This is a genomic window from Marinobacter sp. LV10R510-11A, from assembly GCF_900215155.1.
Taxonomy (GTDB): domain Bacteria; phylum Pseudomonadota; class Gammaproteobacteria; order Pseudomonadales; family Oleiphilaceae; genus Marinobacter.
Map to the genome: position 1 here is coordinate 412,908 of NZ_LT907980.1, position 19,680 is coordinate 432,587.

At 49.5% G+C, this 19,680-nt stretch carries 21 protein-coding genes; 12 read left to right on the plus strand and 9 right to left on the minus strand.

Going from position 1 to position 19,680, the window contains the following annotated elements; translation table 11 throughout:
* Positions 1–8: 8 nt before the first annotated feature.
* From CPH80_RS02075 to dusA, 3 genes are all read right to left on the minus strand, one after another.
* Positions 9–458 (minus strand): TerB family tellurite resistance protein, encoded by a 450-nt coding sequence (locus CPH80_RS02075; protein WP_096275386.1) that lies wholly within the window; start codon positions 456–458, stop codon positions 9–11.
* 63 nt (positions 459–521) lie between these two features.
* The gene (tal, locus tag CPH80_RS02080; protein ID WP_096275387.1) at positions 522–1,481 is read right to left on the minus strand and encodes a transaldolase; all 960 of its coding nucleotides are present in this window, start codon (positions 1,479–1,481) and stop codon (positions 522–524) included.
* Positions 1,482–1,643: 162 nt separating this feature from the next.
* Positions 1,644–2,714 (minus strand): tRNA dihydrouridine(20/20a) synthase DusA, encoded by a 1,071-nt coding sequence (gene dusA, locus CPH80_RS02085; protein WP_096275389.1) that lies wholly within the window; start codon positions 2,712–2,714, stop codon positions 1,644–1,646.
* Positions 2,715–2,949: 235 nt separating this feature from the next.
* On the opposite strand from dusA, the gene CPH80_RS02090 reads away from it, so the two are divergent.
* Together CPH80_RS02090 and CPH80_RS02095 are read left to right on the plus strand one after the other, a co-directional pair.
* Positions 2,950–3,753 carry a DMT family transporter gene (locus tag CPH80_RS02090; protein WP_197703594.1) on the plus strand — a complete coding sequence of 268 codons (804 nt, stop codon included), beginning with the start codon at positions 2,950–2,952 and terminating at the stop codon, positions 3,751–3,753.
* A 13-nt stretch (positions 3,754–3,766) separates the two neighbouring features.
* Entirely contained in the window at positions 3,767–4,255 is a 489-nt protein-coding gene (locus CPH80_RS02095) for an acyl-CoA thioesterase (RefSeq protein ID WP_096275390.1), read from the plus strand.
* Between the two features lie 188 nt (positions 4,256–4,443).
* On the opposite strand, the gene CPH80_RS02100 is transcribed toward CPH80_RS02095, so the two are convergent.
* The 3 genes from CPH80_RS02100 to CPH80_RS02110 form a co-directional block, all read right to left on the minus strand.
* Positions 4,444–4,659 (minus strand): type II toxin-antitoxin system RelE/ParE family toxin, encoded by a 216-nt coding sequence (locus tag CPH80_RS02100; protein ID WP_197703595.1) that lies wholly within the window; start codon positions 4,657–4,659, stop codon positions 4,444–4,446.
* Positions 4,659–4,883, minus strand: a complete 225-nt coding sequence (locus CPH80_RS02105; protein WP_096275392.1) for an addiction module protein — start codon at positions 4,881–4,883, stop codon at positions 4,659–4,661. Before CPH80_RS02105 ends, CPH80_RS02100 begins: the two co-directional genes overlap by 1 nt.
* A 94-nt stretch (positions 4,884–4,977) precedes the next feature.
* Complete coding sequence (locus CPH80_RS02110) at positions 4,978–5,925, minus strand: 5'-nucleotidase (protein ID WP_096275394.1); 948 nt, start codon at positions 5,923–5,925, stop codon at positions 4,978–4,980.
* 128 nt (positions 5,926–6,053) lie between these two features.
* Here CPH80_RS02110 and CPH80_RS02115 point away from each other — a divergent pair, with 128 nt between their 5' ends.
* The 9 genes from CPH80_RS02115 (at position 6,054) to CPH80_RS02150 (ending at position 16,007) form a co-directional block, all read left to right on the plus strand.
* A complete protein-coding gene (locus CPH80_RS02115; protein WP_096275397.1) occupies positions 6,054–6,701 on the plus strand; it encodes a hypothetical protein in 648 nt (215 codons plus the stop codon).
* Between the two features lie 320 nt (positions 6,702–7,021).
* Positions 7,022–7,288, plus strand: coding sequence for a hypothetical protein (locus CPH80_RS02120; RefSeq protein ID WP_096275399.1), 267 nt, complete (start codon positions 7,022–7,024; stop codon positions 7,286–7,288).
* Positions 7,285–7,923 (plus strand): hypothetical protein, encoded by a 639-nt coding sequence (locus CPH80_RS02125; RefSeq protein WP_096275400.1) that lies wholly within the window; start codon positions 7,285–7,287, stop codon positions 7,921–7,923. Before CPH80_RS02120 ends, CPH80_RS02125 begins: the two co-directional genes overlap by 4 nt.
* Before the next feature lie 104 nt (positions 7,924–8,027).
* Positions 8,028–9,041, plus strand: a complete 1,014-nt coding sequence (locus tag CPH80_RS02130) for a metallophosphoesterase (protein ID WP_096275401.1) — start codon at positions 8,028–8,030, stop codon at positions 9,039–9,041.
* 89 nt (positions 9,042–9,130) lie between these two features.
* A complete protein-coding gene (locus CPH80_RS02135) occupies positions 9,131–10,702 on the plus strand; it encodes a type I restriction-modification system subunit M (RefSeq protein WP_096275402.1) in 1,572 nt (523 codons plus the stop codon).
* Positions 10,699–11,844 (plus strand): restriction endonuclease subunit S, encoded by a 1,146-nt coding sequence (locus CPH80_RS02140; protein ID WP_096275403.1) that lies wholly within the window; start codon positions 10,699–10,701, stop codon positions 11,842–11,844. The genes CPH80_RS02135 and CPH80_RS02140 overlap by 4 nt, the downstream gene beginning before the upstream one ends.
* 135 nt (positions 11,845–11,979) lie before the next feature.
* Positions 11,980–12,897, plus strand: a complete 918-nt coding sequence (locus tag CPH80_RS02145; protein ID WP_227520321.1) for a virulence RhuM family protein — start codon at positions 11,980–11,982, stop codon at positions 12,895–12,897.
* Entirely contained in the window at positions 12,894–13,640 is a 747-nt protein-coding gene (locus tag CPH80_RS22880) for a type I restriction endonuclease (RefSeq protein WP_264754813.1), read from the plus strand. The genes CPH80_RS02145 and CPH80_RS22880 overlap by 4 nt, the downstream gene beginning before the upstream one ends.
* Before the next feature lie 12 nt (positions 13,641–13,652).
* Positions 13,653–16,007: a type I restriction endonuclease subunit R gene (locus tag CPH80_RS02150; RefSeq protein ID WP_319823050.1), complete on the plus strand. Its 2,355-nt coding sequence runs from the start codon at positions 13,653–13,655 to the stop codon at positions 16,005–16,007.
* A 58-nt stretch (positions 16,008–16,065) separates the two neighbouring features.
* Here CPH80_RS02150 and CPH80_RS02155 read toward each other — a convergent pair whose 3' ends face one another.
* The 3 genes from CPH80_RS02155 to CPH80_RS02165 form a co-directional block, all read right to left on the minus strand.
* Positions 16,066–16,434, minus strand: coding sequence for a hypothetical protein (locus CPH80_RS02155; protein ID WP_096275406.1), 369 nt, complete (start codon positions 16,432–16,434; stop codon positions 16,066–16,068).
* A 227-nt stretch (positions 16,435–16,661) separates the two neighbouring features.
* Positions 16,662–17,636 (minus strand): helix-turn-helix transcriptional regulator, encoded by a 975-nt coding sequence (locus CPH80_RS02160; protein ID WP_096275408.1) that lies wholly within the window; start codon positions 17,634–17,636, stop codon positions 16,662–16,664.
* 22 nt (positions 17,637–17,658) lie between these two features.
* On the minus strand, positions 17,659–18,564 hold the full coding sequence (locus CPH80_RS02165; RefSeq protein WP_157746839.1) for an ADP-ribosylglycohydrolase family protein: 906 nt from the start codon (positions 18,562–18,564) through the stop codon (positions 17,659–17,661).
* A 113-nt stretch (positions 18,565–18,677) separates the two neighbouring features.
* Between CPH80_RS02165 and CPH80_RS02170 the strand changes: the two genes are divergently transcribed.
* Positions 18,678–19,592, plus strand: a complete 915-nt coding sequence (locus CPH80_RS02170) for an ADP-ribosylglycohydrolase family protein (RefSeq protein ID WP_096275410.1) — start codon at positions 18,678–18,680, stop codon at positions 19,590–19,592.
* Positions 19,593–19,680: the final 88 nt, after the last annotated feature.

A 19,680-nucleotide genomic window follows, 5' to 3' on the forward strand; every position in this document is an offset into this window, starting at 1 on the left:
TGTGCAGGCTAAGAGCGTGTGCTCTCGGCTTTGTGACGTGCCTGCATAAATTCCCGATGATTAAGATGCAGCAAATCGGCGATACGGCGAATAAGGTGTTCTTCGTATTTATCGATGCGGTCATCTGCAAGAGCAACATGCCAGATGCATTCTAGCAGTACCTGCTTACCTTCTTGATCTAGGGATTCGTTGATTTGCTCGGTGAATTCATAGAGTGAGGTGGCATCCTCTGCTTGAGCCAACGCACTTTTGAGGATGTCTTCTGCTTCTTCCCGAGTTACCTGATGTGCTTTTACCGCACAGTTTACTATGGCTTGCAGCTCGCGCTCATCTTGATCGTTATCCACCCGCGAAAGCTGAACCATCAACGCGGTTGCAGCGATCGCAAGCTGGCGATCATCGGGTTTACGATGCTCCGTTTCGGGGGCGCTAAACAGTGTTTTCAGGCTTTCAATCATAATTTGATACGGTCATTAGGGTGTATTGAAAGTGCATTAAACGTACGTTGAAAATCAGGCCGCTTAGCTGACCAGTTGCCGAACTTGATGCTCCAGTTCAATCTGGTCTGCGGTGAACCGGCGAATGCCGTCTGCCAGCTTTTCCGTAGCCATAGCATCTTCGTTGGACTCCCAACGAAACCGCTTTTCATCCAGCGTTTCGAAGCCGTCCGTGGACGTGGCGCCGGTCGACGAGAGTTGTTGTTTCAGGCTTCCGTTATCGTCTTTCAATTCCTGCAGTAGCGCCGGGCTGATGGTGAGCCTGTCGCAACCTGCCAGCATTTCGATTTCCCCGATATTGCGGAAGCTCGCACCCATAACCACCGTATTTAAGCCATTGGCTTTGTAGTAGTTGTAAATGCGGGCAACCGACAGCACACCGGGATCTTCCGCTGCGGGATAGCATTCACGACCACTGCTGGCAAGGTGCCAGTCTAGAATGCGCCCTACGAACGGCGAGATTAGAAAGGCACCGGCCTGAGCGCAGGCGGCCGCCTGAACGAAAGAGAACAGAAGCGTGAGGTTGCAATGTATGCCTTCTTGCTCAAGGATCTCGGCGGCACGTATGCCCTCCCAAGTAGAGGCGATCTTGATCAGAACACGGCTGGTGTCCACGCCTTGCTGATCGTAGAGCGCTAGCAGGCGACGTGCCCGCTTGAGAGTGGCCTCAGTATCGAACGACAATCGCGCATCCACTTCTGTGGAAACCACACCAGGTATCAGATTGAGTATTTCTTGACCCGCCAAAACCGCCAACATATCGGTTGCCATGGTTAACCGCTCGGCGTTCGAACCGCCTTGTCTTTTGGCTAGGGCAACCGCTTTCTCTAGCATGGGCCGATAGGCCTCAGAAGCCGCAGCTTTCAGCAATAGCGACGGGTTGGTTGTCGCATCCTGCGGGCGCCACTGGGCGATAGCATCGATATCGCCGGTATCCGCCACTACCGTGGTCATGGTTTTGAGTTGGTCAAGCTTGTTGGTCATTCGTACTGTCGTCCCAGTTGATATTGTTATCAGCACATCCTACTCCCGGATGCGGGTTGTACCTCTACAATAACGGGCTGCACAGGCAGGAACAAGACAGCAAAAAGTAAGGTTTTGGCAATAGAGCGTTAACCTAGCGATTGGCGAGCGATTAAAGAGCCGTTAAGCGTAGGCGGCCGTGCGAGCAAGTGCAGACTGCTCCTGCTCACGAACCTTCTCAAGTGCTGTTTGAATCACCTCCAAGCCAGCCCCCGATTTATGAGCATTTTCACTAATATAGCGGCGAAACAGCCGGCCACCGGGCATGCCGTGGAACAGCCCAAGCAAGTGCCGGGATATGTGGGCGAGGAACACGCCGCGTTCCAGTTCGCTCTGGATAAACGGGTACATAGATTCCAGCGCTTCATAACGTGAGGTAAGAGGAGCTTCCTGACCAAAGAATTCCGAATCCACGCCCGCCAAAAGCCAAGGGTTGTGATAAGCCTCGCGACCCAGCATCACGCCATCTGTATGCTCTAAGTGCTCATGACACTCCGCAAAGGTTTTTATGCCGCCGTTGATAATGATCTCAAGGTGCGGGTACTTCTGCTTAAGGTGGTACACCCAATTGTACTTTAACGGCGGAACATCCCGGTTTTCCTTAGGGCTCAGGCCTTCAAGAACGGCAATGCGAGCATGCACAATAAACGTCCGGCACCCAGCCGCGCTTACTTTATCCACAAATTCACACAAATCCTCCCAAGACTCCCGACCATTAATACCTATGCGGTGCTTAACCGTAACTGGAAGGCTGGTGGCCTCAATCATCGCGCGAACGCCCTCAGCCACCTTATCGGGGTGCTCCATCAGGCAGGCGCCAATCATATTGTTCTGCACCCGGTCGCTGGGGCAGCCAATGTTAAGGTTTACCTCACTGAAACCAAACTGCTCAGCCAGCCTTGCGCAATGCGCCAGCTCACCAGCATCACTGCCCCCAAGCTGAAGCGCCAGCGGGTACTCGGCAGAGTTGTGGCGCAAAAACCGCTCAGTATCCCCGTGAATCAGCGCACCGGTGGTAATCATCTCGGTGTAGAGCAGCGTGTGCTTGCTTAGCAGGCGAGCGAGATAGCGATAGTGCGGGGTTGTCCAATCCATCATTGGAGCCACGCAGAAGCGCCGGGATGGCTCCTGGCGAGTGTTTTTAGGAGCTTTGGACGGTGTCGAGTGTATTTCTGAAGGTGCCTTATTGATCATTTATTGCTCGGTTGTGCCCGTTTGAATCACTGATTCTATCAGGAAAGCGGTTTCTTTGGTTTATTGGGAAGAGACGTTTGCTTCTTTAGGCCGACAAAGACAAAAATGGCGATTATTCACACCTTTCCCAGACCTTAAAGGATTCTTGATCGAATGAACCCACACATACTGGCGGCCGTTCTTTCTGCCGTTTTCATGGGCACAATTGGTGCGATTTCTATTTATGCCGATGTGTGTGAGCGCCGAAACGGTTACGTTTTATCGTCTGTTTATTGGCGCCGTTTTAATGGGTTGTTTCCTTCTGGTTACCGGCCAGAAAGATAAAGTGTTCACATGGCCAGGCATTAAGGTCTTGGTAACAGGCGCGTTCCTCGCAGGCTTTGTGGTCTTTTATGTTATGGCTATGAATTATACCAGCATGGCGAACGCTGTAATGTTGGTGTATCTGGCCTCCGTAACAGCGGCCACTGTTGCACACTTTTTTATGGGTGAGCGGTTGTCGGGAACCAGCACTGCCTTGATAGGCGTGGCGCTGTTTGGCTTTGCTATGATGATGGAGTTCAACGTTAATCTCTCAGGGCGAAAGGAAGAAGCGGTTGGTCTCTTTTACGCACTGTGTGCCATGTTGTGTTACGCAGCTTTTATTCTTACCAATCGATTAATTCACGAACGGGTACATGTGCTGACTCGTGGTGGCTTTCAAATGCTGGCTGGAGCCCTGTGCATGTTGCCTTTTATGCTGCAACAAGGTGACAGCATCGATGCGGGGCAGTGGGGCTGGCTGATTGCCGCAGGTGTCGTTCCGGGATTCCTGGCAATTATGTTTGCAGTGGTGGCGCTGAAGGCACTCCCGGCAGCGACCTTTGGCACCCTGGCTTATCTGGAGCCTATTACCGTTGTCGCACTGGGGTGGGTTCTGTTCAATCAAAGCTTGAACACGTTGCAACTGTGCGGGAGTGCTTTGATCATCGTATCGGGCGTGACTCAGGCAGTGTTGTCACAGCGACGTTTACGCTGGGCTTGTTCAGAGGTTTCTTAACTAAGAGAGCGTTATGTCACTCGGATCTTCAACACTCACCATGACGGTTTTGATGACACCGGATAAGGCCAATTTTTCTGGCAATGTGCACGGTGGCACCCTGCTTAAATACCTTGATGAAGTGGCCTATGCCTGTGCCAGCCGTTATGCAGGCAACTATGTCGTTACCCTGTCTGTTGACCAGGTGACTTTTCGGCAGCCTGTTCATGTGGGGGAGCTGGTCACATTTCTGGCCAGTGTAAACTACACCGGAAACACCTCAATGGAGGTGGGCATCAAAGTGATCACAGAAAACATCAGTGAAAGTCTGGTCAGACACACCAATAGTTGCTTTTTTACGATGGTGGCGGTGGATGAGACTGGGGCAGCAATAAAGGTACCCAAACTAGAGCCAGGCACGGATGATGAAATCAGACGCTTCACTAACGGCCAGCAACGTCGTGAGATTCGCGCTGAGTTAGCGGAACGGTATAAAGCACTGGAACCCCGAAAGGTAGAATGAGCGTAGCTTGCCGCGAAGTTTAAGAGCCTGTTTTACCACTACTATGGCTGTCAGAATTCGTGTCTATGGCGCCCATAACCTCTCGAAACCACGTTAATGACGGGCATCTACGGTTACTGCCGCCATGCCCAATAATCTGGTTCGCGGCGAAGGTTCATAACTGCAAGAATGAAAATGCCATTGACCCGTTAGACGTAAAGAATGCCGTATGGAAATCGTTTAACGAGGGAGCGTCGCACAGGCTTGCGAATGAAACTCCAAGCTTGGGGGAATTTGAGGGCTCTGGCTATCGCTTGTTGAACTTCTTGTGCCAGATCAATGCCAAGGCTAGGTTGAATTGATTCATAATAGTCAATTGCGTCATTCAGTTCCGCTTCCGCTGCGGGGTGGAAAGTGTAGTCCATTACTTGTTCAGCCTGCTCCGAATCTTTCTGAAAACTTCTTCGCCTGGCACCGCTTGCACTTGGCCAGACTCCAGTTCCGCCAGTCGGTTTTGGGCTACCTCCGCCCATTGTTCATCAATGGCGGCTTCGATTGGATTGAGGCTTTTCAAAAGTGATTCCACAACCAGTGTTCGATCGTCGACGGGTAGTGCGCTTGCTTCGTCAATCAATTCTTGTATACGCATACTATTCGCTCCCAAGATAGTGAAGGGCGATTGATTATATGGGTTATATTAACGCTTTATTGATATTTTTTCTCTACGTAAAAAATCGAGAAGCTCAGTCATGATTATCTTTCCGATTTCGCAAGTTCGCCACCCCAAACGGAATATGCACCATCGGAATATCCCCCGCATCGGATTCCAAGTGTGATCGTTGATCATCAAAGAACATGTGAGGCTTAAGCACGTTCAGAATTCGGTCTTTCTTCATCCCGCCTAGGAAGAAAACCTCATTGGCGTCCACGCCCCAGTGTTCCAGCGTTGTAATCACTCGTTCGTGGGACGGCGCATTGCGGGCCGTCACAATGGCGATTCGCAATACCCGCAGATAATCGGGATCGTCCGTTACAGCTTTGTCTTCAAGCTTTTGCAGGTGTGACAGCTTGCGAAACAAACCCGCAAGTGGGCCGGGGCTGTGGGGAACCTGAGAACGGGACGTCTCGTGCTCCTGAAAGTCCTCCAGCGAGCCGGCTTTGTATACCTGCTCAGAGGCATCATCTGCAATCACACCATCAAAATCGAACGCAATGCGCAGCTCTGCATCACCTTCATCATCCACTACCTGGCTCGGCAGCACAGTACCAGCCGGGTGGCCATAGTCTATTGCTTGCGACACATCAGCAGCATTGGCAGACAAAAAAAGCGAAGCATTGAACGCCGGAATGTAGGCATAGGGCGATTTGCCCTCCAGAAAGGCCGCGCGAGTAATGTCCAAGCCGTGGTGGTGAATAGAGTGAAACACCCGCTTACCGGTAATTACCGAGTTTCGGGATAGCAACACCACTTCTACCGGGCACTGCTCCGGAAACTTCTGATTCACGCTCAAAAAACGCTTTACGAACGGGAAGGCAACGCCCTTGCGCAAGGGCTCATTCAGGTGAGCTTCCTGATACTTCCGATAGGCCTGCTCACCCTGTTCCCGGAATACACGGTCAGACCCAGACAGATCAAACAGAGCGCTGGAGGCAACCGCAATAACGAGCTTGTCTTCAATGGGGTAGGGCATCGGCAGAGCGTTCCTTTCTTTGCGGGTATCGAAATTCAAATCTGTAGAATCTGAACTATAGTCGCACGATGCGACACGTTCCGTCGCATTCGTGTGGCATAGTTATCATATCAAACAGGAGGGAACTTATGATTGATAACTTCAAAACCGATCTGGTTATCCGCGTGGCCGCTGTTCCTCAAGAAGAACTCCTTAAGGCCATGGGTTATCAGAAGCGGACCTCCGCAAACCTCGAGCGCCTGCAGCATGTATTGGACAGCCCCGAGTTTGGCTTAAATGACGCTGGATTCGACTTCAAGTTTAGCAGCGAAGGTTTTTTGAGAGCCATGTGCACATTGGTCGGCATGGATATGGCGTTGACGGACCAGCGCATAACCCGCGTGAAAAAGCGGCTCGCGGAAGAGAAGGCGGCCTTTCAGCCTTACCTCTGGGTAGATACGGGATTCAAACGTAAAAACCAGCCGCTATTTGCGCTGGCGGTCTGTGAGCACCAGCGATACCTGCACTTTCCAAAAGGGTTTTGGCGCCTGACCCTCGACAGACAACTGGGTCGCGCCCAGTGTATGGTTCGTGAACATGTTTATGAAACTGGCGGAGATCTTGGGATTTGGGGTGGGATCGAGCAGTATTCGTTTTATTACAAAAAAGACGCCGCCTATCTGTTAGCTCGCAATGGTGAGGTGATGGGTAAGCGCGAGGGACCTGTTCCCAACCAAGCCATTGGAAGCCAAGAGTTGGATGTAATTTCATCTGCCGCTCGCGAAGCCCAACAGTAATCGAAGAAGGATGTGGTATCGATGTACGACCTGATTGGTGATATTCACGGCCATGCGAAGGAGGCTTAAATCCCTGCCGGTTCATCTCGGCCTGCTGGAACTGTCAACAACAGTGGAATTTGACCGTTTTGGGTCAGTATTACTCCGGTGTTAACACTTGGCTGCTTCGGCACGTTTCTTGGCCATTTCTTTTTCTACGCGGTTAATACTTTTTCTCCCTGTCTTTACATTCTATTGCCAGACTAGCACCAGCAGGCCGACCGATGCGACCCCATGTGTCGCATATCCGGTTTAAGATGAATTCAACAAAGGAGGGCAGAATGAACATGCAGCTAACCACCGATCAAATCTCTAGAGCCTTGTTTGAAAACGATCCGATGAACACCTGTTGCAAGGAAAATGACTGTTTCGACGAATACGACCGTGTAGCCGTAGATGTAGCGCAGTGCCTTGAGGCCGGATCAACCCTGAAAGACGCTCTGGCCGGAGCCATCAACGAATGGTTTTACGACGGCGAAGACATGCCAAAAAGTGAGTCGATCGTTGAGCCGACAATTGTGTGGCTGGAGCAGGCGGGCGCGCCATGATCGACAACTTCAGAGCAGACCTGATTGTGCAGGTTAACGAGTCAGAATGGTCTCGCGAAGCCATTCTCAAAAAAATGGGATACCACAAACCGTCAGCAACCAATCTCGAACGCCTACAAAAAGTGTTGAACAGCCCAACCTTGGGGCTGGATGTTGGCGGTTATGATCTGCGATACCAGAGCCATGAATTTGTTCATGAGCTGTGCCGGGCACTGGAGCTGCCTTTGGATGAATGTGACGCCAATATCGCTCGTATCAAACGCCAAACCGACGATGACCGCGCTTCATTCAAGCCTTATCTGTGGGTAGATACCGATTTTAAACGTGAAGACCAGCGTGTGTTTGTGTTGGCGGCTCTTGAAAGCAGGCGCTATCTAGGGTTCCCAAAATGGTTTTTAAGGCTCACTCCTGAGCAGCAGTTGGTGCAAGCGCAAGAGTTGGTACAGGAACATATGCGAGAAACGGAAGGTGAATTGCTGATCTGGGGAACGATCAAGCGGTACTGGTTTTTTTATGCGCCCAATCGCAGTTATTGGCTGGCACCGGACGGCGAAATTATTGCCAAAAACGAGGGGCCGGTGAGAAACCGGGCGGGAAGTCCAGTAATTGAGGCCATGAATAAAGCCCTTTCATAAACGAAAAATAAGCCTGAGCTGTCCGCTTGTCGCTATTACCAATCTGGCCGAAGAGCTGGCAGAGTCAGCTAACTAACAAAATGACACTTCATGGAGGAATCACTATGTATGACATCATCGGCGATATTCACGGCTACGCCACCGAGTTGAAAGCGCTACTCACCAAAATGGATTACCGAGAAATTGATGGCGTTTGGCAGCATCCTGAGCGGACGGTGATTTTTCTGGGTGATTTTGTGGACCGCGGTCCGGAGCAGGTTGAAACGGTTCAGATTGCCAAAGCGATGGTCGATAAGGGCAAAGCAATGGCCGTTATGGGTAACCACGAATTCAATGCGGTTTGCTGGGCTACTGAAGACCCCGATCATGAATTTGATGCCGATTGTTGGGATACTGAAGATCCCGAACATGAACTTAATGCCGTTGCTGGGGACACTCCCAATCCAGAAAATCAGAAAAAATATTTACGCCTTCATACCGACAAGAATCATCGCCAGCATAAGGAGTTTCTGGAACAGGTAGTTGAGGGCAGTGAACTTCACGAGGATTTTGTTGAGTGGTTTAAAACTCTTCCAATATTTCTGGACCTACCAGAGCTCAGAGTTGTTCACGCCTGTTGGTCTCCCGAGCATCTGGAGCAAGCTCGTGGTTACATCGATAAAGAGAATCGATTGTTGTCGGACTCTTGGGAAAAAGCCAGTCGAGATGGCAGTGAAGCCTACGATATGATCGAAACCTTGCTGAAAGGGCTGGAGATATTGCTGCCAAAACCGCACTTTTTCCTTGATAAAGAAGGGAACCCTCGCCATGAAATCAGGACCAGGTGGTGGCAAACAGAGAACCTGACCTATCATGCTCTTGCCATGGTGCCCGGCTCAGAGATTGACAAGATCCCTCACGACCCTGTGGAGGCGCACATTCTTCCTGGTTACGACGAGAAAAAGCCGGTGTTTGTTGGCCATTACTGGAGGACAGGGGAGCCAGCGCCATTGACTGAGTACATTGCCTGCTTAGATTATAGTGTGGCGGGCGAGAACGGCGGAAAGCTATGCGCGTATCGTTTTAATAACGATTCTAAGATTGATCCGAACAGATTTGTTTGGGTCAATCGTTATTAGCGCAGAGCAATTTCCGGGGAGCATCTCCTATAATTCCAAGTGGATTTCGAGCCGATAGCGACTTAAAACGTATTCAACAGGAAAGTAAAATGACGAGTACCCAACAACGCGCCGCCCTGCAACGCCAAATCTGGCAAATTGCCAATAATGTAAGAGGCTCAGTGGACGGCTGGGATTTTAAGCAGTATGTACTCGGCACCCTGTTTTACCGCTTTATCAGTGAAAACTTCGCCAGTTACATTGAAGCCGGTGACGACAGTATCCACTACGCAGAGTTGCCTGATAGCGTCATCACCAACGACATCAAAGACGACGCAATTAAGACTAAGGGCTATTTTATTTACCCTAGTGAGCTGTTTTCCAACATCGCCAAGGGTGCCAATAACAACGAGAGTCTAAACACCGACCTTGCTGCCATTTTTGCCGCCATTGAAAGTTCTGCCAATGGCTACCCCTCTGAGCCGGACATCAAAGGCCTGTTTGCCGACTTTGACACCACCAGCAACCGCCTCGGTAATACGGTAAAAGACAAAAACTCCCGTTTGGCTGCTGTACTCAAGGGCGTAGCCGGGCTTGATTTTGGTGACTTTGAAGGCAGTCACATCGACTTGTTTGGCGATGCTTATGAATTTCTCATCTCCAACTACGCCGCCAATGCCGGTAAATCTGGCGGCGAGTTTTTCACCCCACAGCATGTGTCTAGGTTGATTGCCCAGCTCGCCATGCACAAGCAAACCAGCGTCAATAAAATTTATGACCCCGCTGCGGGTTCTGGCTCTTTACTGCTGCAAGCCAAAAAACACTTTGATGCCCACATTATTGAAGACGGTTTTTTTGGCCAAGAGATCAACCACACCACCTTTAACCTTGCTCGTATGAACATGTTTTTGCACAACATCAACTACGATAAATTCAATATTATGTTAGGTGATACCTTACGAAATCCGCATTTTGGTGATAACAAACCCTTTGATGCTATCGTCTCTAACCCACCTTACTCATTAAAGTGGATAGGCTCAGACGACCCAACTCTGATCAACGACGATCGCTTTGCTCCAGCGGGTGTGCTTGCGCCCAAATCCAAGGCCGACTTTGCTTTTGTACTGCATGCACTCAGCTACTTATCCAGTAAAGGCCGTGCAGCCATCGTCTGTTTCCCCGGCATTTTTTACCGAGGCGGTGCAGAGAAGAAAATTCGTCAATACTTAGTTGATAATAACTATGTGGAAACGATAATTTCACTCGCACCCAATTTTTTTTTTGGTACTACTATTTCGGTGACCATACTGGTGCTATCGAAACATAAAACCGACACCGCCACACAGTTTATTGATGCCAGCGGCCTGTTTAAAAAAGAAACAAACAACAATACCCTCACCGATGAAAACATCGAACAGATTATGCAGGTGTTCGATAGCAAAGCGAATACTGAATACTTCGCTAGATCAGTGCCTTTTGAAGAAGTCGCCGCCAACGACTACAACCTGTCGGTGAGCAGCTATGTGGAAGCCGAAGACACCCGCGAAGTCGTTGATATTACGGAACTGAACGCCGAGCTAAAAACTACCGTCGCCAAGATTGACCAGCTACATGAAGATATTGATGCCATTGTGGCCCAGATAGAAGGCGACGTGAGCGAAGTCGATGGGGTTGAAGTATGAGCAGTATGAGCTGCTTGGAAAAGCTGTTGGGTGGCGTTGAAGTGGAATGGAAAGCATTGAATAGCGTGTTTGATGTTTACGCAGGCGGCGATGCTCCAAAAGGTGCATTGTCGGAGATTAAAACCGAGGAATTTAACATCCCCATTTTATCTAATGGAATCGGCAATAAATCTCTATATGGATGGACTGACAAATCAAAAATTGAAAAACCGAGTCTAACTATATCGGCAAGAGGAACAATTGGCTGGACAAGCTTTAGAACCAAACCTTTTTTCCCGATTGTCCGTTTGCTAGTGCTAACACCGAAGATTGAATTAGACCTGAAGTATGCCTACTACTTCATGAAAACCATTGAAAATAGTTATGAAGTTCCAGTGGCTGGTATACCGCAGCTTACCAAGCCGATGATAAAAAACATTCCAATCCCCATCCCATGCCCTGCCTACCCAGAAAAATCACTTGAAATCCAAGCCGAAATCGTCCGCATTTTGGACACATTCACCGAGCTGACCGCCGAACTCACCGCCCGCAAAAAACAATACAACTACTATCGCGACCAGTTGTTGAGTTTTGAAGAAAGGGAAGTGGAGTGGAAGACGTTGGGAGAAGTTGCCGTAATTGGTACGGGTAGTCATGACACAAAGGATGCCATCGAGGGTGGCGATTATATCTTCTATGCCCGCGGTCGGGCACCGTTAAAGCTAGACGTGTTTGACTTTGATGAAACTGCAATCATCACTGCTGGAGATGGTGCTGGAGTAGGAAAAGTATATCACTATGCAGAGGGGAAATATGCGTTACATCAGCGAGCATATCGTATCGTTCCAAAGGAAGTTATGGAACCGAGATTTATATATCACTATATAGCTGCATATTTTTACGCGTACATCCAAAAAGCATCGGTGAGTTCATCTGTTACCTCTCTCCGTAGGCCAATGTTTTTAAATTTCCAGGTACCCGTTCCCACGCTCTCGGAACAGAAGCATATCGTCTCCATTCTCGATAAATTCGACGCGCTGACCAACTCCATCAGCGAAGGCTTGCCGCGTGAGATTGCATTGCGCCAAAAGCAATACGAGTATTACCGCGATCTACTGTTGAGCTTTCCTAAGCCTGAAGCTGAAACTGCCGTTAATACATAAGGAAGGAACCCTATGTCCAAAAATATCAGCTTGCAAGACCAGACCACAGAGTTTCTGCTGTACACAGCACCTAGTGGCGAAATAAAGGTAGAGGTGTTACTGAGTAACGAGACCATCTGGCTAACGCAGGAGCGCATGGCCGAGTTGTTTGGCGTACAGCGCCCTGCGATTACCAAGCACTTAAAGAATATATTTGAGAGCGGTGAATTAGAGGAACAAGTGGTATGTTCCATTTTGGAACAAACCACAGAGCACGGCGCCATCGCGGGAAAAACCCAAACCAATAAGGTCAAATATTACAACCTCGACGCGGTAATTTCTGTTGGCTATCGGGTGAATTCTGCGCAAGCCACCCAGTTCCGGATATGGGCAACGCAGTTGATTAAAGAATACGTCATCAAGGGCTTTGCCATGGATGATGAGCGCCTTAAAAACGGCCAGTTTTTTGGTAAAGATTACTTTAAAGAGCTGCTGGAGCGGGTACGCTCAATCCGCGCCAGTGAGCGTCGTGTCTATCAACAGATTACCGACATTTTTGCCGAGTGCAGCATTGATTACGACCGCAAATCAGAAACCACTCGATTGTTTTATGCCCATGTGCAAGACAAGTTTCATTTTGCCATCACCGGCCATACGGCAGCGGAAATTATCTCGCTGAATGCTGATGCGAATATGCCGCTAATGGGTATGACCAGCTATAAGAATGCCCCGGCAGGTCGCGTATTAAAATCAGACACTGTTGTTGCGAAAAACTATTTGAGCGAAAGCGATATTGGAAAATTGGAACGCACAGTATCGTCGTTCTTTGATTACATCGAAGGCATTATTGAGCGCCGCAACACCTTTACCATGGAAGCCTTTGCCGAGAGCGTTAATAAGTTTCTAGCCTTCAATGAATATCAAGTACTGGAAGGTTATGGTCGCATGTCGCGCAAAGCTGCTGAGCAAAAAGCTTTCCTTGAATATGAGCAATTTAACCAGCAACAAAAAATCGAATCGGATTTTGACCGAGAAGTGCAAAAACTACTGCAGAAAAAGGATGCACAGAAATGATTACCTACACCCCCATCGCCGAATCGAACAACTTCATCGTTCTGGATACATACACCAAGGCATGGCAGGTGGCTGATAGCTACCAAAGCGAAGACGCGTTGGAGCGTGAACTTATTCAAGATCTGCAAAACCAGGGTTATGAATTTGTCCCTGGCTTGAACACGCCTGAGAAGATGCTGGCTAACGTGCGTGTGCAGTTGCAAACTTTGAATAATGTGCAGTTTGCAGAGGGTGAGTGGTTGCGCTTTGTGGAAACCTATTTGGATAGGCCCAGCGACGGCATTACCGATAAAGCCCGCAAAATTCATGACGACTATATTTATGATTTTGTGTTTGACGATGGCCGTATTCAAAACATCTACTTGCTTGATAAAAACAACATTGCCCGTAACAAGGTGCAAGTTATTAAACAGTTTGAACAAACCGGCAGTTACGCCAACCGTTACGATGTCACTATTTTGGTGAATGGCTTACCGCTAGTGCAAATTGAGCTGAAAAAACGCGGTGTGGCAATTCGCGAGGCGTTTAATCAAGTACACCGTTACAGCAAGGAGAGCTTCAACACAGATAACTCTTTGTATAAATATTTGCAGTTATTTGTGATTTCCAACGGTACCGACACCCGCTATTTTGCTAATACCGTGAAGCGCAATATTAACAGTTTCGATTTCACCATGAACTGGGCGCGTGCAGATAACTCATTAATTAAAGACTTAAAGGATTTTACCGCGACGTTTTTTTAAAAAAACGCTTTATTGAATGTGCTGTTGCATTACTCGGTGTTTGATGTCAACGATACCTTACTGGTGATGCGCCCTTATCAAATTGCCGCCACCGAGCGTATCTTATGGAAAATTAGTAGTGCGTACCAAGCCAAGAATTGGAGCAACACAGAAAGCGGTGGTTTTATTTGGCATACCACCGGCTCTGGTAAAACCTTAACCAGTTTTAAAGCGGCGCGTCTGGCCACCGAGTTGGAGTTTATCGACAAGGTGTTTTTCGTGGTCGATCGAAAAGACCTCGATTACCAAACCATGAAAGAATACCAGCGCTTTTCACCCGATAGTGTCAACGGTTCTGACAGCACCGCGGGGCTAAAGCGTAATCTGGATAAAGACGACAATAAAATCATTGTCACCACCATCCAAAAGCTCAACAATCTGATAAAGGGAGAAGGCGATCGAGCCATCTACCACAAGCAAGTGGTATTTATTTTTGATGAATGCCACCGCAGCCAGTTTGGTGAAGCGCAGAAAAATTTGCAGCGAAAGTTTAAGCGCTATTATCAGTTTGGCTTCACGGGTACGCCGATTTTTCCAGAAAATGCCCTGGGTGCTGAAACCACCGCCGACGTGTTTGGCCGTGAGATGCACTCTTATGTGATTACTGACGCTATTCGTGATGAAAAGGTGTTGAAGTTTAAGGTCGATTACAATGATGTGCGCCCGCAGTTTAAAGTGTTTGAAGCTGAACAAGACGAGAAAAAGCTGACGGCGGCGGAAAACAAGCAAGCCTTATTGCACCCAGACCGTATTCGGGAAATTTCTCGGTATATTTTAAATAACTATCGCCAAAAAACCCATCGCAAACAAGCGGGCAGCAACGGCTTTAATGCCATGTTCGCCGTCAGCAGTGTTGATGCCGCGAAGCTGTATTATGAAACGCTGAGTCAGTTGCAGGCCGATCCTTTATATCAAGAAAAGAATAAGCCACTGAAAATTGCCACCATCTTCTCGTTTGCCGCCAATGAAGAACAAAATGCTGTGGGCGACATTCCGGACGAAAGTTTTGACGTGTCGGCCATGAACAGCAGCGCCAAAGAATTTTTAAGCGCCGCGATTTCCGACTACAATGTCCTTTTTAAAACCAACTTCGGTGTAGATAGCAACGGATTTCAAAACTATTACCGTGACTTGGCCAAACGCGTTAAATCTAAGGAAGTTGACCTGCTGATTGTGGTCGGCATGTTTTTAACCGGCTTTAATGCCCCCATGCTGAACACCCTTTTTGTGGATAAAAACCTGCGTTACCACGGTTTAATGCAGGCCTATTCGCGCACCAACCGTATTTATGATGCCACCAAGACCTTCGGCAATATCGTGACTTTTCGGGATTTGGAAAAAGCGACGATTGACTCCATTACCCTGTTCGGTGTTAAAAACACCAAAAATGTGGTGCTTGAAAAAAGTTACAGAGAATACATGGATGGCTTTACCGATGTTGTCACGGGTGAAGCGCGGCGTGGTTTTATGGATGTGGTCTCGGAATTGGAACAACGCTTTCCTGACCCGGATAAGATTGTTTTAGAAAAAGACAAGAAAGACTTTACTAAAGTATTTGGCGAGTACTTGCGCGCAGAGAACATCCTGCAAAACTACGACGAGTTTGCCAGCCTTAAGGCCTTGCAAAACGTTGATGTAAGCGACCAAGAGGCAGTTGAAGTCTTCAAGGCTGAGCACTACTTAGGTGATGAAGATTTAGCGACGTTACAAACTATCAGGATGCCAGCTGAACGAAAGATTCAGGATTATCGTTCAACCTATAATGACATTCGGGATTGGTTGCGCCGCGAAAAATCAGCTGAAAACCAGGCTCAATCTACCCTTGATTGGGACGATGTGGTATTTGAAGTGGACTTGCTTAAGTCGCAAGAAATTAACCTTGATTATATACTCGAGCTAATTTTCGAGCAAAACAAAAAGAAAAAAACCAAGAGTGAATTAATCGAAGAAGTGCGCCGGTTGATTCGTGCGAGCCTGGATAATCGAGCGAAAGAAATCCTGATTGTCGACTTTATCAGCCAGACCGACCTCGACGATATTGGCGATAAGGCCACTATTATTGACGAGTTCTTTAAATTTGCACAGGCAGAGCAGAGCCGTGAGGCAGAAGAGCTGATTCGTTCAGAGGGCTTGAATAAAACAGCGGCTAAACGCTATATCAGCGCCTCGCTGAAACGAGAATATGCCAGCGAGAACGGTACAGAGTTAAATGCAACACTGCCTAAAATGAGCCCGCTGAATCCACAGTACAAAGCCAAGAAGCAGAGCGTTTTTCAAAAGATATCAAGTTTTGTTGAGAAATTTAGAGGTGTCGGCGGGCATTTTTAGGCGTGGCTTCAGGCTAATCAATGAGGCGACGAGACTGGTATGCATAAGTTCAGTAGCTTTAGATTGTCTCTGACCTCGTAACCTGATTCCGGGCTTCACGATAGGCGAAATCCCAGCTGTCATTGTTGGTTGGCATGCCGTTTGGTCCAAGTGGGCTTACCCCGAGTTCCTCACGACGCGCATTCACTTTCGCCGTGTATTCAGCGTTCATTGGGTTAATGCCGCGCCGGCGGTCGGCGGCGTCGGAAATTGAATCAAGTTGGTTATCGGACTCTTCCGGAAACAATTCAAAATGCAGGGTACGTGCAAGCTGTGAAATTTGCTGGTTACGGGCATCTTCTTCGTTTACCCGTTTGATGTCAGCTTCGCTCAAACCCTCGCGTGCTTTTTGGTACGCGCGGGCTTCTTCTTTTTTAAGGCGGTTCATAGGTTTTCCTTGGCAGGTTGTTTGATGCTGATACGAAAGGTCATCGCGTTGTGTTGTTTTCTTTGTTAACTGACTTGCCTTATTTATTATTTATTATTTATTGCCAGCTGTTCCAAAGAACAACACGATAATAGCGGATACGTTGCGACAGATTATGTCGCAACGTATCGCAAGTCTAGATTCGAACGATAAATGCACTGACGGGGAGTTCTACAACTCGCGCTTGGTCAGCTTTGCTTCAGAAACCCCTCTGGCTCCAGAATTTCCAGCTCTGTTTCTATTCGCCGCGACAACCATCGGCGTAGCTGCGGGCTGTCTTCTATATAGGTGGTAACGATGTAATGGCTCGGACTGTCGCTGCTCCGCTCCAGGTTCTGCTCCCGGCCAATGGGGCGGTTGAACAGGGCTTCGGCCAAGGGCTGATTTACGCGTATGACTAAACGAAACGAGCCTTCCATACCCAGCGCGAACTGTTGCGCAAGGTCCGGCTCCAGTGAGCTGTCGTTAAAGCTCAGGCTGGCGCTTGCTTGGGTAATGCGGTGCAGCGGGATCAGTTTAATGCTGTCGTCGATGGTGTTGGCGCCGGGGTTTTCGGCGAGTAGATACAGAACTTCTTCCTGTAGCAGCAGGCGCAATGGCTGAAGTTTGCTGTAGGTTGTCTCGCCATTCAGTGTTGTGACGATCAGGTCTAGTGCATCGGTGTCCCTAAGCGCATCTTCGACGATGCTTTGTACTTCTGCACTAATGGGCGGAGACTCCGGGCGCATTGGGTCAGGCAGGTACTGAATCAGCTGCATCCACTGTTGAGTGTCGCGGTTTTGAGCGGCCGTAGCGGTTGCTTGTTCCCATAGGGAGTCGAGGCGATTGTAAACGCCGCGGGGTAATCGGTTGTAGGCCTGCTGTTTTAGCAGGGTAAGGGCTAAAGCCGCGTCGCTGTTGTTGATTAGCGTTTCCGGCAACAGGCCTTTAAGGCTCGTTAAATGCCAGTAACTTGCTCGCCCGTTATCGCCCTGATTGTCTTCACAATAAATGGCTTGCGGGAACGTATCGAGAAGGCTGGCCAGATCCCGCTCTACGCTGCGTTTGCTGGTGGCATAGCCACGCTCACCGAGGATTTTGTGGATTTCCTTGGTGGACTTCGCCTGGCCCGGGCGAGGGAGAATTTTAAGTATTTCAATTTGCCGTTGAAGCTGAGTCGCCATGGGTACGATGCATTCCCTGTCGTTATTCGCCTTGAGGCGTCATGCCGATTAACTGCTTGGCCAATGTTTCTATGCGACGTTTGCCCACCAACACGTTTAGCCAGTCTTTGGGAATTCCGTCGATGCCATAATGGCATCCAGCAAGCTGGCCTGTTACGGCGGCGACCGTATCGCAATCGTCACCAAGGTTGGCGGCGGTGAGCAATGCGGATTCCAACGAACTGGTTGATGCGAAGCACCAAAGGGCAGCTTCCAGGGTGTCGACCACATAGCTTTTAGCTTTGATCAGCGTCTCCGGTTTATTGAGGTATTCGCCTCGGGCTAGTGCCAGGATTTTTTTGCTTTGCCAGGCTTGGTCAGCCGCTGCTGATAGCGCGTCGGATTTGTCCTCGCCAAGGAGTAAGAGGTGGAGGATAAAGGCGAGCAATTCACTGGCTTCCAGACACTCTTGGGCACCATGCGTGGTGCGTGTGGCTTCCCGCGCCCAAAGGCGCACAAGTGCCATGTCCGGGTGGGCGGCCAGCACAACAGGAAGAAGGCGCATCAAACCGCCGTTCCCTGCCGCTAGGGGGTGAGTGGAACCCGAAAAGGCTTCACCGGTGTTTTCGAATTTGTTCAGTGCTGCACCAAGGGTGTTGCCCGGGGTGAGTGCCAGCTCACACGGCCAACCTTCTTTGCGATCGTAAAACCCCTCGTAACGGCGCATTTGATCGGCGGGATCAAAGCCGTTTGTCTTAGCCAGGCTTTCTCCCAGGCACAACGCCAGTCCCGTATCGTCAGACCATTGGCCGACCGGAAGGTAGCGGCGGGTGCTGTGCATATCTGTGATTTCAGTGCTTCCACGGGGACTGAATTCAACGCCGTTGGCCAGAGCATCTCCACAAGCCAGTGCTAAAAGTCCACCAAGCGCGCGATCGTTCAGGGTCATGGGTTTTCCGGTTGTTTGGGTGATGTCGCTGTGCAATTCATTATTATAGCCCGTTGCGACAAAATGTGACGCATAGAGTGTATAGGCTGCTTCCATCATTAAGGAGACGGCAAATGAAAGACAATACCGAATTTGCGAAAAGTATACTGCTGGGTTTGGCTTGTGGCGACGCGCTGGGGACCACCGTCGAGTTTCGACGCCGGGATACCTTCCCGTTGCATACGGAAATGACCGGAGGTGGCGCATTCAATGTAAAGCCTGGCGAGTGGACGGATGATACCTCTATGGCTTTGTGCCTGGCACAGAGCATAGTTCAGTGCCAAGGGTTTGACTCGAAAGACCAGCTTGAACGCTATCTTCGTTGGATGAATGACGGGTATTTGTCGTGCCACGGCTGCTGCATTGATATTGGCGGTACCACTCGCAACGCCTTAAAACGTTTTGAGCAAACTCGTGTGAGTTATGCCGGCACGGATAACCCGTTCGAAAGCGGCAACGGTGGAATTATGCGCCTGGCGCCAGCCATTTTTGCGAGCACGGACCGCGCTAAGGCTTTGGAACATGTGATTGACAGCAGCCGCACAACACATTCCAGTGCAGACTGCCTGGATGCGGCGGAGTTACTGGGTGCAATTCTCTGGGAGCTGCGAGAGGGCGCGGAGTTGAAAGCGGTGCTTGAAAATCTGCCTGACACTTGCGAGCGAGGTATGAAAATTGGCCGAATCAAGCGCGGGTTTTTTCGTAAGCTTGGGCGTGAGCAGGTCTCATCAAGTGGCTACGTGATCGACACCTTGGAGGCCGCACTCTGGTCCTGTTACCACTCGGAGGACTTCGAAACCGCACTCATTACAGCGGTGAATCTGGGAGACGATGCCGACACGGTTGGGGCGGTTACGGGACAGGTCGCGGGTGCGGCATGGGGCGACGCCAGCATACCCTCGCGGTGGCTAAACAGTTTGGCGTGGCGGAGCCAAATTGAGGACATGGCGAATGGATTGGGGCGGCTGGCAAGTTGCACATCGGGCTAATCACATGCGGCATATATCCGCTTAGTTCTCTTGGTGACGCCTGTCATCCAGTGGTGGAGTAGATGCTAGTGCGATCTGCAATGCTACA

Coding starts and splice junctions, on each gene's coding strand:
- CPH80_RS02145 (WP_227520321.1), top strand. CDS start 11,980: ATGGCCGAGTTGTTTGGCGTACAGCGCCCTGCGATTACCAAGCACTTA.
- CPH80_RS02075 (WP_096275386.1), bottom strand. CDS start 458: ATGATTGAAAGCCTGAAAACACTGTTTAGCGCCCCCGAAACGGAGCAT.
- tal (WP_096275387.1), bottom strand. CDS start 1,481: ATGACCAACAAGCTTGACCAACTCAAAACCATGACCACGGTAGTGGCG.
- CPH80_RS02110 (WP_096275394.1), bottom strand. CDS start 5,925: ATGCCCTACCCCATTGAAGACAAGCTCGTTATTGCGGTTGCCTCCAGC.
- dusA (WP_096275389.1), bottom strand. CDS start 2,714: ATGATCAATAAGGCACCTTCAGAAATACACTCGACACCGTCCAAAGCT.
- CPH80_RS02135 (WP_096275402.1), top strand. CDS start 9,131: ATGACGAGTACCCAACAACGCGCCGCCCTGCAACGCCAAATCTGGCAA.
- CPH80_RS22880 (WP_264754813.1), top strand. CDS start 12,894: ATGATTACCTACACCCCCATCGCCGAATCGAACAACTTCATCGTTCTG.
- CPH80_RS02160 (WP_096275408.1), bottom strand. CDS start 17,636: ATGGCGACTCAGCTTCAACGGCAAATTGAAATACTTAAAATTCTCCCT.
- CPH80_RS02140 (WP_096275403.1), top strand. CDS start 10,699: ATGAGCAGTATGAGCTGCTTGGAAAAGCTGTTGGGTGGCGTTGAAGTG.
- CPH80_RS02155 (WP_096275406.1), bottom strand. CDS start 16,434: ATGAACCGCCTTAAAAAAGAAGAAGCCCGCGCGTACCAAAAAGCACGC.
- CPH80_RS02125 (WP_096275400.1), top strand. CDS start 7,285: ATGATCGACAACTTCAGAGCAGACCTGATTGTGCAGGTTAACGAGTCA.
- CPH80_RS02165 (WP_157746839.1), bottom strand. CDS start 18,564: ATGACCCTGAACGATCGCGCGCTTGGTGGACTTTTAGCACTGGCTTGT.
- CPH80_RS02105 (WP_096275392.1), bottom strand. CDS start 4,883: ATGCGTATACAAGAATTGATTGACGAAGCAAGCGCACTACCCGTCGAC.
- CPH80_RS02120 (WP_096275399.1), top strand. CDS start 7,022: ATGAACATGCAGCTAACCACCGATCAAATCTCTAGAGCCTTGTTTGAA.
- CPH80_RS02130 (WP_096275401.1), top strand. CDS start 8,028: ATGTATGACATCATCGGCGATATTCACGGCTACGCCACCGAGTTGAAA.
- CPH80_RS02095 (WP_096275390.1), top strand. CDS start 3,767: ATGTCACTCGGATCTTCAACACTCACCATGACGGTTTTGATGACACCG.
- CPH80_RS02115 (WP_096275397.1), top strand. CDS start 6,054: ATGATTGATAACTTCAAAACCGATCTGGTTATCCGCGTGGCCGCTGTT.
- CPH80_RS02170 (WP_096275410.1), top strand. CDS start 18,678: ATGAAAGACAATACCGAATTTGCGAAAAGTATACTGCTGGGTTTGGCT.
- CPH80_RS02100 (WP_197703595.1), bottom strand. CDS start 4,659: ATGGACTACACTTTCCACCCCGCAGCGGAAGCGGAACTGAATGACGCA.